Raw genomic sequence first — 14,873 nt, forward strand, 5'->3', positions numbered from 1 at the left:
CAATCGGGTCAGGCGCAGCAGTCCGGATCCAGCCCCGTCGGCAGCCGGTCCCCGCCGAACACCGCGCACGTAGCCTCGTGCCCGCCCAGCGCCGCGACCGCCAGCAACAGCGACCCCGCCGTCCAGGTCGTCAGCTCACGCGGCCAGATCGCGTCGTCGTCGAAGACGTAGCCCGTCCAGTAGAGCCCGCTCTCCGGATCCCGCAGATGCTGGATGGACTGCAGGATCTCCAGCGCGCGGTCCGACTCGCCCATCGCCCACAGCGCGAGGGCGAGTTCGGCCGACTCACCGCCCGTGACCCACGGGTTGGGGACGACGCACCGCACCCCGAGCCCCGGGACGACGAAACGGTCCCAGCCCTCCTCCATCCGGGACTTGGCCTCGGCGCCCGTCAACGCGCCGCCCAGCACCGGGTAGTACCAGTCCATCGAGTAACGGTCCTTGTCCAGGAACCGCTCCGGATGCCGGCGGATCGCGTGCCGCAGCGCACCAGCCGCCAACTCCCAGTCCGGCTGCGGCTCTTCCCGCTGCTCGGCGATGGCGAGCGCGCACCGCAGGGCGTGGTGGATCGAGGAGGAGCCGGTCAGCAGGGCGTCCTTCGTCGCGGTGCCGTCGTCGTCGCGCCGCCAGCCGATCTGTCCGCCCGGCTGCTGGAGCTTCAGGACGCACTCGATCGCGGCGTACACGGACGGCCACATGCGGTCCAGGAACATGTCGTCGCCGGTGGACAGGTAGTGGTGCCAGACGCCCACGGCGATGTAGGCGACGAAGTTGGTCTCGCGCCCGGTGTCGGTGACGTCGTCGAAGGCGCCGTCCAGGTAGGCGGCGTACCAGGAGCCGTCCTCGTTCTGGTGCGTGGCCAGCCAGGTGTACGCCCGCTCGGCTGCCTCGTGCTCACCGGCCGCGTCCAGCGCCATCGCCGCCTCGACGTGGTCCCACGGGTCGAGGTGATGCCCGCGGAACCACGGGATCGCCCCGTCCTCCCGCTGCACGGCGAGGATCCCCGCCACGGTCGCGGCGGCCTGCCCGGCGGTGAGGACCCCGGGCAGGACGAGGTGTTCTGTCCGGGGGGTGGTCACTTGGCGTCCACCCGGGGGAGGTGGGGCTTGGTCGCGTACGCCACGAAGCTCTTGCCGATCAGCGGGTTCAGTGCCTGTTCGGCGACCCGGGTGGCCAGCGGTTTCTTCATGATGTCCCAGACCAGCAGCTTGTGGTACGCCCGCACCGGCAGCGCCTTGTCGTTGTCGACGCCGAACGCGCACTTCAGCCACCAGTAGGGCGAGTGCAGGGCGTGGGCGTGGTGGGTGCCGTACGGCTTCAGGCCCGCCTCGCGGATCTTCGCCAGCAGCTCGTCCGCCTTGTAGATGCGGATGTGGCCGCCCTCGACCTCGTGGTAGGCGTCGGACAGCGTCCAGCAGACCTTCTCGGGGCCGTAGCGCGGGACGGTGATGGCGATACGGCCGCCGGGCCTCAACACCCGGACCATCTCGGCGAGTACGCCCTTGTCGTCCGGGATGTGCTCCATGACCTCGGAGATGATCACGACGTCGAAGGACTCGTCCGGGAAGGGCAGGGCGAGCGCGTCGCCCTCCATCGCCGTGGCGGTCGCGCCCTCGGGGGCCTCGCCGGCCTCCTTCATCGCCGCGAACCACTTCGCGACCTCGCGGATCTCCTCACCGTTCTGGTCCAGCGCCACGACCTGGGCGCCGCGCCGGTAGCACTCGAACGCGTGCCTGCCGGCACCGCAGCCGAGGTCCAGAACGCGGTCGCCCGGGGCGAGCGGGAACCGGGAGAAGTCGACGGTCAGCACGTGGCCCTGCTTTCGGAGTTGGCGCCTTCAACAACGGTGGGAGCTTGGGGTGCGGCCGCTGCGGGGGCCGCGGAGCGGCCGGGAGTCGGGGGCGCGGAGCGGCTCGTGGCTGTCGCCGCCGTGGGGTGGCTCGCGGCTGTGGCTGCGGCTGCGGGGTGGCGCGGGGTTGTCGTCGCGGAGCGGCTCGGCTTCTTGGCCGCGGAGCGGGCTATCGCCTCGCGGTACCTCGCCACCGTGCCCTCGGCGGCCCGGGCCCAGGTGAAGTGCCGTAGGACGCGCTCGCGCCCCGCCGCGCCCAGGCGGTCGCGCAGTTCCGCGTCGCCCAGCAGCCGGCCCAGCCCTGCGGCCAGCGCCCCGGAGTCGCCCGGCGGCACCGCCAGGCACGTCTCGCCGTCCCGGCCGGCGACCTCCGGGATCGCCCCGCCGGTCGTGGCGACCAGCGGCGTTCCCGTGGCCATGGCCTCGGCGGCCGGCAGGGAGAAGCCCTCGTAGAGCGACGGCACGCACGCCACCTGCGCCGAGCGCACGAGGTCGACGAGCTCGGCGTCGGAGATGCCCTTGACGAACTCGACGGCGCCTTCGAGGCCGTACCGCTCGATCGTCTGGGCGACCGGCCCCTCCTCGGGCCGCTTGCCGACGACGACGAGATGGGCGTCGGGGTGCTCGGTGCGGACCTTGGCCAGCGCCTCGACGAGGAAGACCAGGCCCTTGAGGGGGACGTCCGCGCTGGACGTCGTCACGATGCGGCCCGGGATCTGCGGCACCGAGGGATCCGGCGAGAACAGGTCGGTGTCCGCGCCGATGTGCACGACGTGGATACGGTCCTGCCGTACGCCGAGGTGGTCGACGATCTCCGCGCGGGACGTGCCCGACACGGTCAGCACGGACGGCAGGCGGCGCGCCACGCGCTTCTGCATCCGCGTGAAGGCGTACCAGCGGCGGACCGACATCCGGCGCTGCCAGCCCTCGGCCGCGTCCAGCTCCAACTGGCGGTCCACGGTGATGGGGTGGTGGATCGTGGTGACGAGAGGGGCACCGACCTCGCCCAGCAAGCCGTATCCCAGCGTCTGGTTGTCGTGCACGACGTCGAACTCGCCGCGCCGGGCGCGCAGATGGCGGCGGGCGCGCAGCGAGAACGTCAGCGGCTCGGGGAAACCGCCGGTCCACATGGTCGCCACTTCCAGCGCGTCGACCCAGTCGCGGTACTCGTCGCGCCCCGGGGTGCGGAAGGGGTCGGGCTGGCGGTAGAGGTCGAGGCTGGGGAGTTCGGTGAGGCTCAGGCGGTCGGCGTACTCCGCGCCCTCGTCGAGGACCGGGTAGGGCTGGGAGCCGATGACCTCGACGCGGTGGCCGAGGCGGGCCAGCTCGCGGGAGAGGTGCCGTACGTAGACACCCTGGCCGCCGCAGAACGGGTTCCCTTTATAGGTGAGAAGCGCGATGTCGAGCGGTCGCTCGCCGTCGGCGGCAGGGTCCTCCGAGGGCCCGGCCTCCCTGGCCTCAGCGGTCACTCCGGACCCCCTTCTCGCTGCGCTGTCCCGCGAGATTACGCCGGGACGCTAATCTAGAACAAGTTTCAGACTTGATCGTTCAAGAGGCTCTGAATCTACCGGCAGGTAGCGCCGCTGTGAGCGATGGATCAGGTGATTCACGCCACGACCGACACCCTGGCATGCTCTGTCCGGTCACTCACCCTCACCGACTGTCACGGACGGGATCCATGCCTGCGGACGCCAGTAGTGCAACCCCGGCCTCACCGCCCCTCACCGAGCGGCAGGAGGCCCGTCGCCGGCGCATCCTGCACGCCAGCGCGCAGCTCGCCAGCCGGGGCGGGTTCGACGCCGTGCAGATGCGGGAGGTCGCGGAGTCCTCGCAGGTGGCGCTCGGCACGCTGTACCGCTACTTCCCGTCCAAGGTGCATCTGCTGGTCGCCACGATGCAGGATCAGCTGGAGCACATGCACGGCACGCTGCGGAAGAAGCCCCCGCAGGGGGAGACGGCGGCGGAGCGGGTCGCGGAGACCCTGATGCGCGCCTTCCGTGCCCTGCAGCGCGAGCCCCATCTGGCCGACGCCATGGTCCGCGCCCTGACCTTCGCCGACCGCAGCGTCTCCCCCGAGGTCGACCAGGTCTCCCGGCAGACGACGGTGATCATCCTGGACGCGATGGGCCTGGAGAACCCGACTCCCGAGCAGCTCTCCGCCGTCCGGGTGATCGAGCACACCTGGCACTCGGCCCTGATCACCTGGCTGTCGGGGCGTGCCTCCATCGCCCAGGTGAAGATCGACATCGAGACGGTGTGCCGGTTGATCGACCTGACGAACCCCGAGGGGCGCGAGTAAGAGCCCGGAGGGCACGAGAAAGACCTACGAGACGGGTTCCCTTCGCCGGCATTGCCCGGATCAGGTTCCAGGGGTCGCCTTCCGGCCCGACTGCTGCCTTCCGGCCTCTCAGCCCGGACCGTCGATGTCGGCCCCAGCGGAAACCGTCTGCTTCTCGCCAGAGTCGGCTACTCCGGTTCGGACTCCCTCACTCGTCCCGTAGGCCGACTTCCAGAATAGAACATCCGCCCGGAAATGAACCCACCAAAAGGGACTTTTCTGGTGTTATTCCTCCGGCGGGAACACCGGCTCCCCGCTCCCCAGCAGCGTGATCACGATCGCCTCCACCGGACAGCTCTCCGCCGCCGCAAGGACGCTCTCGTTCGCGTCGGTCTCCGGGTCGGCCGGATGGGACTGCCGGCCGGTGTCGAGGCGGAAGCCGTCGGGGGCGTGGTGGACGCACTGGGCCGAGCCGATGCACACCGACCGGTCGACCTCGACGTGCCAGCGGTCGCCCATCCCCTACGCCTCCCAGCCCGCCGGGAGGTGGATCATCTTGTGCTCCAGATACTCGCCGAAGCCCTCGGGGCCGAACTCCCGCCCCAGACCGGAGTTCTTGTAGCCGCCGAACGGGCCCAGCATGTCCAGGCTGAAGGTGTTCACCGAGTACGTGCCGGTGCGCACCTGGCGGGCGATCTCGATGCCGCGCGCGGTGTCGGCCGTCCAGACGCTGCCGCTCAGACCGTAGTCGGAGTCGTTCGCGATCTTCACGGCCTCGGACTCGTCGCCGTACGGAAGCAGGCAGATCACCGGGCCGAAGATCTCCTCGCGCGCGATCCGCATGGAGTTGTCGACGTCCCCGAAGAGGGTCGGTTCGACGTACCAGCCCTTCTCCAGGCCCGCCGGGCGCCCGCCGCCGGTCAGGATCTTCGCGCCCTCCTCCTGGCCGATCCGGATGTAGTCGAGGTTCCTGCGCTGCTGCCGCTGCGCCACCAGCGGGCCCACCTGGGTCGCCGGATCCAGCGGGTCGCCGACCACCAGCGCGCCGGCCGCCGCGGCGAAGGCCTCGGCGAACTCGTCGTAGCGGGAGCGCGGGAGCAGGATCCGGGTCTGGGCCACGCAGGCCTGACCGTTGTTCATCCAGGCCGCCGGGACGACACCGGCGACCGTCGCCTCGACGTCCGCGTCCGGGAGGACGACGGCCGCCGACTTGCCGCCCAACTCCAGCGTCACGCGGGTGAGGTTGCGGGCGGCGACCTCCATCACGCGCTTGCCCGCCGCCACCGAGCCGGTGAAGGAGACCTTGTCGATCCCGGGGTGCCCGACCAGGTACTCGCTCACCTCGCGGTCGGCCGGGAGGATGGACAGCACGCCCTCAGGCAGCCCCGCGTCCTTCGCGATCTCGGCGAGGAGGTAGGCGTCCAGGGGCGACTCCGGCGACGGCTTGAGCACCACCGTGCAGCCGGTGAGCAGCGCGGGCGCGAGTTTGGCGGCGGCGACGAACTGCGGGACGTTCCAGGGGACCACGGCCGCGACGACGCCGACCGGCTCGCGCCGCACGAGGATCTTGCCGAGGACGCCGTCGCGCCGCTCCTCGTACGTGAAGTTCCGTGCGACCGTGATCGCCGCGTCCCACACCATCATCGCGCCGAGTGCCTGCGCGAGGACGCTCCAGGAGTACGGGGAGCCGTTCTCGGAGGAGATCACGCGGGCGATCTCCTCGTGACGTACGGCTATCCCGTCCTTGATGCGGGTGACGACCTCGATCCGCTCGTCGAGGCTCATCCGCGGCCAGGGCCCCTCGTCGAACGCCTTCCGCGCCACCGCGACGGCCCGGTCGACGTCGGCCGGCGAGGCGTGCGGCACGCGTCCGACGACCTCCTCCGTGTGCGGCGAGATCACCTCGATGACGTCCTTGCCCAGGGGGTCGGTCAACTCCCCGCCGATGAACAGCTGTCCGTGTTCCACGAGCTCGGTCATGGCCGGCGCCTCCCCGGAGCCTTACTGGGATTCTGACTCTGACGGTCCATCAGATACTTCTGGAACTGATACCAGTTCCACTACGAGGAGTCCACGGATCGCACATCAATGACGCCTACGCTGATCAAGTCGACGGGGAGGACCGCGGATGACGACAAACCGTGAGCGCAGGCGCGCCTGGGCGATGTTCACGGCGGCCATGACGACGGCGGTGTGCGGCGCCGCATGGATGGTCTCGCAGTGGGACGGCGTCACGGACGGCAACGGGGTGTCCGTCCACCGGGAGACGAAGAGCCCCGAGGAGATCAGGGAGTACTGGACCCCGGAGCGGATACGGAACGCCAAGCCTGGGTGACTCAGGCTCCCATCGAAACTCGTTCTAGTTATAGTGGCCCGGTCGGCCGGAACGTGTCGCGGCGATTGGGGAGCCCATGGCGCAGGTGTACGACCACGGCGGCGGCGTCCGGTCCATCCAGGTCCCCATCCCTGACAACCCGCTCGGCCACACCCTCGTGTACGTCGTCGACACCGACCGCGGCCCGGTGCTCGTCGACACCGGCTGGGACGACCCGGCCTCCTGGGACACCCTCGCCGAGGGCCTCGCCGCATGCGGCACCGCGACCGGTGACGTCCACGGCGTGGTGATCACCCACCACCACCCCGACCACCACGGCCTGTCCGCCAAGGTGCGCGAGGCCTCCGGCGCCTGGATCGCGATGCACGCGGCGGACGCGGCGATCGTACGGCGCACCCGCGCGACCCACCCCGAGCGCTGGTTCTCCTACATGGCGGACAAGCTCACCGCGGCCGGCGCCCCCGACGCCCATGTGTCCCCCCTGCGCGCCGCCCGCCGCCCGAGCACCCTGCCCGGCTTCTCCCCCGCCCTCCCCGACCGCGAGATCGTCCCCGGCGAACTCCTCGGCCTCCCCGGCCGCCGCCTGCGCGCGATCTGGACCCCGGGCCACACCCCCGGCCACGTCTGTCTGCACCTGGAGGAGGAGCATCCGGCCCAACTCCCGGGCAGCGGACGCCTGTTCTCCGGCGACCATCTGCTGCCCGGGATCACCCCGCACATCGGCCTGTACGAGGACCCCGAGGACACGGCCGTCACCGACCCCCTCGGCGACTACCTCGCCTCCCTCGAACGCGTCGGCGGCCTCGCCCCCGCCGAGATCCTCCCGGCCCACCAGCACGCGTTCACCGACGCGCCCGCCCGCGTACGGGAGTTGCTGACCCACCACGAGTCCCGCCTCACCGGCCTCCTCGCCCTCCTCGCCGAACCCCTCACGCCCTGGCAGCTCGCCGAGCGCATGGAGTGGAACCGGCCCTGGGACCAAATCCCGTATGGATCGAGGAACATCGCGATCGCGGAGGCGGAGGCCCATCTGCGGCGGCTGGTGAAGTTGGGGAGGGCGGAGGCGGTGGCCGGGAGTGAGCCGGTGACGTACGTGGCCGTTTAAGTGGCCTGTTCAAGTGGCCGTTTAATACGTGCCCATGGAGCAGCTTATCGCCGAACGCGCCTGCGAGCGCATCGTCATCGACTTCGTCCACCGCCTCGACCTCGGCGAACCCGCCTCCGTCGCCGAGCTGTTCACCGAGGACGGCACCTGGTCCTGGCCGGAGGGCGACCGGTTGGTCCAGGGCCGCGACGCACTCCGCGCGTACTTCGGCTCCCGCCCCGCCGACCGGCTCTCCCGCCGCATGATGTCCAACATCCTCGTCACGGTCACCTCCCCGGACACGGCGACGGCGGTCTCGTACTTCACGACGTACCGCGTAGACGGCCACACCGGCGGCATGGTCCCGCCCGGACCTCCTGTCCAGATCGGCACCTACGAGGACGCCTTCCGCAGACAGCCGGACGGCACCTGGCTGCTCACCGCGCGCACCCTCCACCTCCCCTTCGGCGGCCCGACCCCGAGGGCCGGCGACTAGGCGCCTGTGATGCGGCGGCGGCCGCTCCCGCGGAGACGGATGGAACTAGTCCCGCAGGAACGTACGGATCAACTCCTCCGCAGCACCCAGCAGTTCGACCTCCCGCCGAGTCATCGTCGGATTCGCGGCCCGGCGGCGCAGCGCCTCCGCGAGGCCGTTCTCGGTGAGGCCGTTCTCGGTGAGGCCGGACGGGTCGGCGAGCAGGCCGGCCAGGAGCGCGCGGGCGGGCTCGGCGATGGCTTCGTCTCCTACGGCGACCTGGGCGAGGATCACCGCGGAGGAGCCCCAGTCGAGGCCGGGATCGCCTTCGCTCGCGTTGTCCCAGTCGATCACGTACGGGCCGTCGGGCGTGAGGACGACGTTGTCCGGATGCAGGTCGAGATGCAGGACTTGGCCCTGCGGCCCACGCGCGGGGACGCCGTGCAGCTGCCGCAGCAGCCGGGCGAGGATGCCGCCCGCCTCCTGCGCGTCCATCTCCCCCTCGATCAGCGCCCGCAGCATCGTCGGCCCCGACAGCCGCTGCATCACCAGCTCGGTCCGGGAGGAGTCGGCGAGCCGCACGCGGGGCGCCGGATAGCCGTGCTGGCGGACGTGCGCCATCACCGCCCCTTTGGCGAGCGCGTCCCCGTACCCCTCCCGGTCCCGGCGCAGCACCCACGCCTCGTCGATCTCGTACACGTCGGCGGTACGCCCCGACCCGAGCAGTCTCCCCACGATCCCCACGGTCCCCCCTGTCGCTTCCTTCACGGCCGAAGCTACCCGCCCGCGCAGGCGGCCCTCAGCGTCCGGGTTACGGGCGGGTAGAGTGACGGCGTCGTCATCACACCCGTACAGGTGGAAGCCGGTGCAAATCCGGCGCTGACCCGCAACCGTGAACCGGTCGTCGAAGGCCGGTGAGCCGGATCGCCCCGTACGGATTCGTGACCGGCTCACGTGCACCGGCAACCGGCCGGAGCACGGCACCGTCGAGGTATGCGGAGCCGAGCCGCCCGGGGGACTCCCCTGTGCTGCCCGGCCCCCTGAGGGAAGGGCACCCGCCGATCATGTACGTCCGCCGCAGCGCCGCGGCCCTGGCCGCCGTCACCGTGATCGGCACGGCCGGTGCCACGCCCGCCGTCGCCGTCGACCACACCCCGTCCGCGTCGCCGTCCGTCGCGCTCCCCGCCGGCCTGTACGGCACCGCCGACCCGACGTACGACGGCGTCTGGCGCCAGTCCCTCGCGCTGATCGCGCAGAGCCGGATGGACGTACAGCCCGCCGTCAAGGCGATCGACTGGCTGGCCGGGCAGCAGTGCGCCGATGGGGCGTTCGCGGCGTTCCGTGCCGACCCCGCCAAGGCGTGCGACGCGAAGACCATGGTCGACACCAACAGCACGGCCGCCGCCGTCCAGGGCCTGGCCGCGGTCGGCGGGCACGAGAAGGAGACCGGCAAGGCGGTGACCTGGCTGAAGTCCGCGCAGAACAAGGACGGCGGCTGGGGCTACACGCCCGGCGGAGCCAGCGACGCCAACTCGACGTCCGTCGTGATCGGCGCCCTGAACGCCGTCGGCGAGGATCCCGCCGAGGTCCGCAAGGACGGCAAGTCGCCCTACGACGCGCTGCTGAAGCTCGCCCTGCCGTGCGCGGACGGCGGCGCCTTCGCCTACCAGCCGGACAAGAAGGGCAAGTTGGCGGCCAACGCGGACGCGACGGCGGCGGCCGTGGTCGGCACGCTGGGGACGGGCATGCTGGCGACGAAGGCCGGCGACAAGAAGGACGTCGCCTGCGCCGACGCCTCCGACCTCACCGCGGAGCAGGCCTCTGCCAACGGCGCCGCGTACCTGACGAAGGCGGTCGAGAAGGACGGCTACCTCAAGTCCGCCCTCGCCGGCGCCGAGGACCAGCCCGACTACGGCAACACCGCGGACGCGGTCGTCGCCCTCGCCGCCCGGGCCGGTACCCAGGCAGCGCAGAAGCCCGTGCGCTGGCTGGAGCGCAACGCCGCCCAGTGGGCCGCCCAGAGCGGCCCCGCCGCCTACGCCCAGCTGATCCTCGCCGCCGACGCGGCGGGCGCCGACCCGCGTGACTTCGGCGGCACCGACCTGGTCAAGCAGCTCAACGCGCAGGGCCCGGCGCCGCGGACGGCGGCGACGGAGTCGGAGAAGCCGTCGCAGGAGAAGCAGGACGACGACAACGGCGTCAGCCTGTGGTGGATCATCGGCGTCGGCCTGGTCGCGGGCATCGGCATCGGCTTCCTGATGAGCGGCCGCAACAAGGGCAAGCGACCGTGATCCGCCACGCCCTCGCCAACCGCCGTCCCTTCGCCGTCCGCCGTACCCTCGCTGTCCGTCGTACCCTCGCCGTCCCTCGTACCCTCGCCCTGCTCCTGGCCGCGCTGACCCTCCTGGTCGGCGCGGCCCAGGCCGCCCAGGCGACCGGCTACCGCTACTGGTCCTTCTGGGACCGCGACGGCGACACCTGGACCTACGCCACCCAGGGCCCCTCCACGGCCCGCCCGTCCGACGGCGACGTCCAGGGTTTCCGCTTCGCGGTGAGCGAGGACTCCAAGGACGCGGCCCGCCCGAGGGGCGCCGCCGTGTTCGAGGTGATCTGCGCGAGAACGCCCGCGCGGGACGGCGAGAAGCGGGTGGCGCTGGTCATCGACTTCGGCACGACCGCCGACGCCCCGTCGGACGAGACCCCACCGGCCCGCCGTACGGCCTGCGCTCGCGTCCCCGCCGACGCCACCACGGCAGAGGCCCTGGCCTCGGTGGCCAAGCCCCTGCGCTACGACACGAACGCCCTGCTGTGCGCGATCGCCGGCTATCCGGAGCAGGGGTGCGGGGAGCAGGTGTCGGGGGCCGGGAAGCCGACGGCGACCGAGGAGCAGGCGGCCGAGAAGGAAGCGGCGGAGAAGAAGGACGATTCGGAGGGCGGCCCGTCAGTGGGCCTGGTGGCCGGGATCGCCGTGGTGGCGGTGCTGGGCGCGGCGGCGGTATGGCAGGCACGGCGGCGCCGGAATGCCTAGTCACTCAGGCATCCGTAGCGGTGGGCAGTCGTCCCAGCTGCACCCCGGCGCCTGGTGGCTCTGGTCCCTGGCCCTCGGCACCGCCGCGACCCGCACCACCAACCCGCTCCTCCTCACCCTCCTCATAGCGACCTCCGCCTACGTGGTGGCGACCTGCCGCCCCCAGGCCCCCTGGGCCCGCTCCTACACGGCCTTCGTCAAACTCGCCCTGGCCGTCCTCCTCATCCGCCTCCTCTTCGCGGTGACCCTCGGCTCCCCCCTCCCCGGCACCCACGTGATCGTCACGCTCCCCGAAGTCCCCCTCCCCCACTGGGCGCAGGGCATCCGCCTGGGCGGCAAGGTCACCGCCGAGACCCTGGTCAAGGCCTTCTACGAGGGCCTCAAACTGGCCACCCTCCTCATCTGCGTAGGCGCCGCGAACTCCCTCGCCAACCCCACCCGCCTGCTCAAGTCCCTCCCCGGCGCCCTGTACGAAATGGGCGTCGCGGTGGTCGTGGCCCTCACCTACGCCCCCAACCTCATCGCCGACGTCCAGCGCCTGCGCGCCGCCCGCCGCCTGCGCGGCCGCCCTGACACCGGCATCCGCGGCCTCCTGCAGGTCGGGCTCCCGGTCCTGGAGGGCGCGTTGGAGCGCTCGGTCGCCCTGGCCGCCGCGATGGACGCCCGCGGCTACGGCCGTACCGCCGACGTCCCGCCCCGCGTCCGCCGTACGACCACCGCGCTCACCCTCGGCGGCCTCCTCGGCGTCTGCGCCGGAACGTACGGGCTGCTGACCGCCGAAGGCGGCACGTACGGACTGCCGGTGCTGCTCACCGGACTCACCGCCGCCCTGGCGGGCCTGCGCCTGGGCGGTCGCCGCACCCTGCGCACCCGCTACCGCCCCGACCGCTGGAACACCCGCGCCTGGCTGGTCGCCGGTTCCGGCGCGGCGGTCGCCGCCCTGCTGACCCTCGCCGCGACCCGCGACCCGGCGGCCCTGAACCCCGGCGTGATCCCCCTCGTCGCACCCACCCTCCCCCTGTGGCCGGCGGCGGCCGTCCTCCTGGGCCTGCTCCCCGCCTTCATCAGCCCCGCCCCCAGAAGTCCCTCCCCCAGAATTCCGTCACCTCAGAGTCCCGCCCTCAAGGAGCCGTCGTGATCCGCTTCGAGAACGTCTCCGTGACGTACGACGGCGCCGCCGAACCCACCGTCCAGGGCGTGGACTTCGAGGTGCCCGAGGGCGAACTGGTCCTGCTCGTCGGCCCGTCGGGCGTGGGCAAGTCCACGGTCCTCGGCGCGGTGAGCGGACTCGTCCCGCACTTCACCGGCGGCACCCTGCGCGGCCGCGTCACGGTGGCCGGCCGCGACACCCGTACCCACAAGCCGCGCGAACTCGCGGACGTGGTGGGCACGGTCGGCCAGGATCCCCTCTCCCACTTCGTGACCGACACCGTCGAGGACGAACTGGCCTACGGCATGGAGTCACTGGGTCTCGCCCCCGACGTGATGCGCCGCCGCGTCGAGGAGACCCTCGACCTGCTCGGCCTCGCCGACCTCCGCGACCGCCCCATCTCCACCCTCTCCGGCGGCCAGCAGCAGCGCGTAGCGATCGGCTCGGTCCTCACCCCGCACCCCGGCGTCCTGATCCTCGACGAACCGACGTCGGCCCTGGACCCGGCCGCCGCGGAGGAAGTCCTCGCGGTCCTCCAACGCCTGGTCCACGATCTCGGCACGACGGTCCTGATGGCCGAACACCGCCTGGAACGGGTCGTCCAGTACGCCGACCAGATCGCCCTTCTCCCCTCCCCCGGAGCGCCCCCGATCCTGGGCACTCCGGCGGAGGTGATGGCCGTATCCCCGGTGTACCCGCCAGTCGTAGGCCTTGGCCGCCTGGCAGGCTGGGCGCCCCTCCCATTGACGGTTCGCGACGCGCGGCGACGGGCAGCGGCCCTACGGCAACAACTTGAGGAACGAAACGACATCGCCCCTCAGGGGCGCGGGGAACTGCGCGACCAGCCACGACGAACCCGCAGCCGCCAACAATCCACACCCCCCGAGCTAGTAGGCGCACACGCCCTCACCGTCACCCGCGACCACATCCGCGCCCTCCACCACATCAACCTCACCGTCGCCCCCGGCGAAACCATCGCCCTCATGGGCCGCAACGGCGCTGGCAAGTCCACCCTGCTCAACACCCTGGTCGGCCTGATCAAACCCTCCGCCGGCGAAGTGAACGTCGGCGGAGCCGTCCCCCACCGCACCTCACCCCACGACCTGGTCCGCCGCGTCGGCCTGGTCCCGCAGGAACCCCGCGACCTCCTCTACGCCGACACGGTCGCCGCCGAATGCACCGCCGCCGACACAGACGCGGGCGCCGAACCCGGCACCTGCCGCGCCCTGGTCTCCGAACTCCTCCCGGACATCCCCGACGACACCCACCCCCGCGACCTCTCCGAGGGCCAGCGCCTGACGCTCGCGCTGGCGGTGGTCCTGACCGCCCGCCCGCCCCTCCTGCTTCTCGACGAACCGACCCGCGGCCTCGACTACGCGGCGAAGTCCCGCCTGGTCACGCTGCTGCGGGACCTCGCCGCCGAGGGACACGCCATCGTCCTGGCCACCCACGACGTGGAGCTGGCCGCCGAGCTGGCCCACCGGGTGATCCTGCTCGCGGAGGGCGAGGTGATCGCCGACGGCCCGACGGCGGAGGTCGTCGTCTCCTCGCCGTCCTTCGCCCCGCAGGTCACCAAGATCCTGGCCCCACAGCAGTGGCTCACGGTCACGCAGGTGCGGAAGGCCCTGTCATGAGCACCCCCCAGCCGCAGGCCCGCCCCATCCGTCTCGGCCCCCGCTCCATCGCCACCCTCGTCCTGGTCAGCGCGGTCGGTGTCGCCTCGCTCGGCTGGCCCTTCCTCTCCCCGCCCACCTCGCAGGTGAGCGCCCACGCGCAGGACGCGCCCTGGCTGTTCACCTGCCTGCTTCTGCTGCTGGTCGCCGTCGTCGCCGCGACGATCTCCGAGTCCGGGCTCGGCCCGAAGGCGGTGGCGATGCTGGGCGTGCTGGCGGCGACCGGGGCCGCGCTACGGCCGCTCGGCGCCGGTACGGCGGGCATCGAGCCGATGTTCTTCCTGATGGTGCTCAGCGGCAGGGTCCTCGGCCCCGGCTTCGGCTTCGTCCTCGGCGCGGTGACGATGTTCGCGTCCTCGCTGCTCACGGGCGGGGTGGGGCCATGGATGCCGTTCCAGATGCTGTCGATGGGCTGGTTCACGATGGGCGCCGGGCTGCTGCCGGGCCCGGACCGGCTTCGCGGCCGGGGTGAGCTGCTCCTGCTGGCCGGCTACGGCTTCCTCGCCGCGTTCGCGTACGGCACGGCCATGAACATGCAGGGCTGGCCGTTTCTCCCGCGGGGCGCGTCGAACATCGCCTTCGACCCGGACCTCGACCCCCTGGCCAACCTCGCCCGCTTCGTCGCGTACTGCCTGGCCACCTCGCTCGGCTGGGACCTGGGCCGGGCGATCGTCACGGTCGTCCTCACCCTCACGCTCGGCCCGGCGATCCTCAAGGCGCTGCGCCGCGCCACCCGCCGCGCGGCCTTCGAGAGCCCGGTCACATTCGACGCTCCCGCACGGTGAGACCCCACGCGCGGACAGTCACCGACCCGGTGAACCACCCCACATGACCCACATCACCTACGATCCACCTTAGTCGGACAAATCAGACGCCATGTGCACGCCAATATGGCCTCTGACCAGCCCGTTGAGAGCCACGTCACACAAACGACCTTCCCCCCGCATACGACCACAACTAGCAAAAGGGCTCATTGCGGACGTCTTCCCGGCCTGCTTGTC

15 protein-coding genes and 1 riboswitch are annotated in these 14,873 nt (G+C 71.8%); of the genes, 9 read left to right on the forward strand and 6 right to left on the reverse strand.

Going from position 1 to position 14,873, the window contains the following annotated elements; all coding sequences use genetic code 11:
- Window positions 1-8: 8 nt before the first annotated feature.
- Genes ABD932_RS09515 through ABD932_RS09525 form a run of 3 tightly spaced genes read right to left on the reverse strand, consistent with a single transcriptional unit; the run spans window position 9 to window position 3,318 of the window.
- A complete protein-coding gene (locus ABD932_RS09515) occupies window positions 9-1,079 on the reverse strand; it encodes a prenyltransferase/squalene oxidase repeat-containing protein (RefSeq protein ID WP_345010640.1) in 1,071 nt (356 codons plus the stop codon).
- The gene (locus ABD932_RS09520; protein ID WP_328871009.1) at window positions 1,076-1,810 is read right to left on the reverse strand and encodes a class I SAM-dependent methyltransferase; all 735 of its coding nucleotides are present in this window, start codon (window positions 1,808-1,810) and stop codon (window positions 1,076-1,078) included. Before ABD932_RS09520 ends, ABD932_RS09515 begins: the two co-directional genes overlap by 4 nt.
- Window positions 1,804-3,318 carry a glycosyltransferase family 4 protein gene (locus ABD932_RS09525; RefSeq protein WP_345010645.1) on the reverse strand — a complete coding sequence of 505 codons (1,515 nt, stop codon included), beginning with the start codon at window positions 3,316-3,318 and terminating at the stop codon, window positions 1,804-1,806. Before ABD932_RS09525 ends, ABD932_RS09520 begins: the two co-directional genes overlap by 7 nt.
- A 209-nt stretch (window positions 3,319-3,527) precedes the next feature.
- On the opposite strand from ABD932_RS09525, the gene ABD932_RS09530 reads away from it, so the two are divergent.
- Entirely contained in the window at window positions 3,528-4,148 is a 621-nt protein-coding gene (locus ABD932_RS09530; protein ID WP_345010647.1) for a TetR family transcriptional regulator, read from the forward strand.
- A 264-nt stretch (window positions 4,149-4,412) separates the two neighbouring features.
- Here the strand turns inward: ABD932_RS09530 and ABD932_RS09535 are convergent, their stop codons facing one another.
- On the reverse strand, window positions 4,413-4,646 hold the full coding sequence (locus ABD932_RS09535; RefSeq protein ID WP_345010649.1) for a ferredoxin: 234 nt from the start codon (window positions 4,644-4,646) through the stop codon (window positions 4,413-4,415).
- A gap of 3 nt (window positions 4,647-4,649) precedes the next feature.
- Complete coding sequence (locus ABD932_RS09540) at window positions 4,650-6,107, reverse strand: aldehyde dehydrogenase (protein WP_345010651.1); 1,458 nt, start codon at window positions 6,105-6,107, stop codon at window positions 4,650-4,652.
- Window positions 6,108-6,255: 148 nt separating this feature from the next.
- Here ABD932_RS09540 and ABD932_RS09545 point away from each other — a divergent pair, with 148 nt between their 5' ends.
- The 3 genes from ABD932_RS09545 to ABD932_RS09555 all read left to right on the forward strand — a co-directional run bounded on the left by ABD932_RS09545 (window position 6,256) and on the right by ABD932_RS09555 (window position 8,042).
- Window positions 6,256-6,462 (forward strand): hypothetical protein, encoded by a 207-nt coding sequence (locus ABD932_RS09545; protein WP_345010653.1) that lies wholly within the window; start codon window positions 6,256-6,258, stop codon window positions 6,460-6,462.
- A 76-nt stretch (window positions 6,463-6,538) separates the two neighbouring features.
- Window positions 6,539-7,567, forward strand: coding sequence for a Strvi_7410 family MBL fold metallo-hydrolase (locus ABD932_RS09550; protein ID WP_345010655.1), 1,029 nt, complete (start codon window positions 6,539-6,541; stop codon window positions 7,565-7,567).
- A gap of 34 nt (window positions 7,568-7,601) precedes the next feature.
- Window positions 7,602-8,042: a nuclear transport factor 2 family protein gene (locus tag ABD932_RS09555; RefSeq protein WP_345010657.1), complete on the forward strand. Its 441-nt coding sequence runs from the start codon at window positions 7,602-7,604 to the stop codon at window positions 8,040-8,042.
- 45 nt (window positions 8,043-8,087) lie between these two features.
- Here the strand turns inward: ABD932_RS09555 and ABD932_RS09560 are convergent, their stop codons facing one another.
- A complete protein-coding gene (locus tag ABD932_RS09560) occupies window positions 8,088-8,756 on the reverse strand; it encodes a phosphotransferase (RefSeq protein WP_345010659.1) in 669 nt (222 codons plus the stop codon).
- 62 nt (window positions 8,757-8,818) lie between these two features.
- A riboswitch (cobalamin riboswitch) is annotated at window positions 8,819-8,969 on the forward strand.
- Between the two features lie 116 nt (window positions 8,970-9,085).
- Here ABD932_RS09560 and ABD932_RS09565 point away from each other — a divergent pair.
- From ABD932_RS09565 to ABD932_RS09585, 5 genes are all read left to right on the forward strand, one after another.
- Window positions 9,086-10,312, forward strand: a complete 1,227-nt coding sequence (locus tag ABD932_RS09565; protein WP_345010661.1) for an SCO2321 family membrane protein — start codon at window positions 9,086-9,088, stop codon at window positions 10,310-10,312.
- An 89-nt stretch (window positions 10,313-10,401) separates the two neighbouring features.
- Complete coding sequence (locus ABD932_RS09570) at window positions 10,402-11,049, forward strand: SCO2322 family protein (RefSeq protein ID WP_345011474.1); 648 nt, start codon at window positions 10,402-10,404, stop codon at window positions 11,047-11,049.
- Window positions 11,042-12,187, forward strand: a complete 1,146-nt coding sequence (locus ABD932_RS09575; protein ID WP_345010663.1) for a CbiQ family ECF transporter T component — start codon at window positions 11,042-11,044, stop codon at window positions 12,185-12,187. Before ABD932_RS09570 ends, ABD932_RS09575 begins: the two co-directional genes overlap by 8 nt.
- Entirely contained in the window at window positions 12,184-13,833 is a 1,650-nt protein-coding gene (locus tag ABD932_RS09580) for an ABC transporter ATP-binding protein (RefSeq protein ID WP_345010665.1), read from the forward strand. The genes ABD932_RS09575 and ABD932_RS09580 overlap by 4 nt, the downstream gene beginning before the upstream one ends.
- On the forward strand, window positions 13,830-14,657 hold the full coding sequence (locus tag ABD932_RS09585; RefSeq protein WP_345010667.1) for an ECF transporter S component: 828 nt from the start codon (window positions 13,830-13,832) through the stop codon (window positions 14,655-14,657). Before ABD932_RS09580 ends, ABD932_RS09585 begins: the two co-directional genes overlap by 4 nt.
- Window positions 14,658-14,873: the final 216 nt, after the last annotated feature.

It is taken from the genome of Streptomyces shaanxiensis, from assembly GCF_039537145.1.
Lineage (GTDB): Bacteria > Actinomycetota > Actinomycetes > Streptomycetales > Streptomycetaceae > Streptomyces > Streptomyces shaanxiensis.

Excerpts from the sequence above, each read along its gene's own strand:
- ABD932_RS09565 (WP_345010661.1), top strand. The coding sequence starts at position 9,086 with ATGTACGTCCGCCGCAGCGCCGCGGCCCTGGCCGCCGTCACCGTGATC.
- ABD932_RS09545 (WP_345010653.1), top strand. The coding sequence starts at position 6,256 with ATGACGACAAACCGTGAGCGCAGGCGCGCCTGGGCGATGTTCACGGCG.
- ABD932_RS09540 (WP_345010651.1), bottom strand. The coding sequence starts at position 6,107 with ATGACCGAGCTCGTGGAACACGGACAGCTGTTCATCGGCGGGGAGTTG.
- ABD932_RS09535 (WP_345010649.1), bottom strand. The coding sequence starts at position 4,646 with ATGGGCGACCGCTGGCACGTCGAGGTCGACCGGTCGGTGTGCATCGGC.
- ABD932_RS09555 (WP_345010657.1), top strand. The coding sequence starts at position 7,602 with ATGGAGCAGCTTATCGCCGAACGCGCCTGCGAGCGCATCGTCATCGAC.
- ABD932_RS09585 (WP_345010667.1), top strand. The coding sequence starts at position 13,830 with ATGAGCACCCCCCAGCCGCAGGCCCGCCCCATCCGTCTCGGCCCCCGC.
- ABD932_RS09530 (WP_345010647.1), top strand. The coding sequence starts at position 3,528 with ATGCCTGCGGACGCCAGTAGTGCAACCCCGGCCTCACCGCCCCTCACC.
- ABD932_RS09575 (WP_345010663.1), top strand. The coding sequence starts at position 11,042 with ATGCCTAGTCACTCAGGCATCCGTAGCGGTGGGCAGTCGTCCCAGCTG.
- ABD932_RS09550 (WP_345010655.1), top strand. The coding sequence starts at position 6,539 with ATGGCGCAGGTGTACGACCACGGCGGCGGCGTCCGGTCCATCCAGGTC.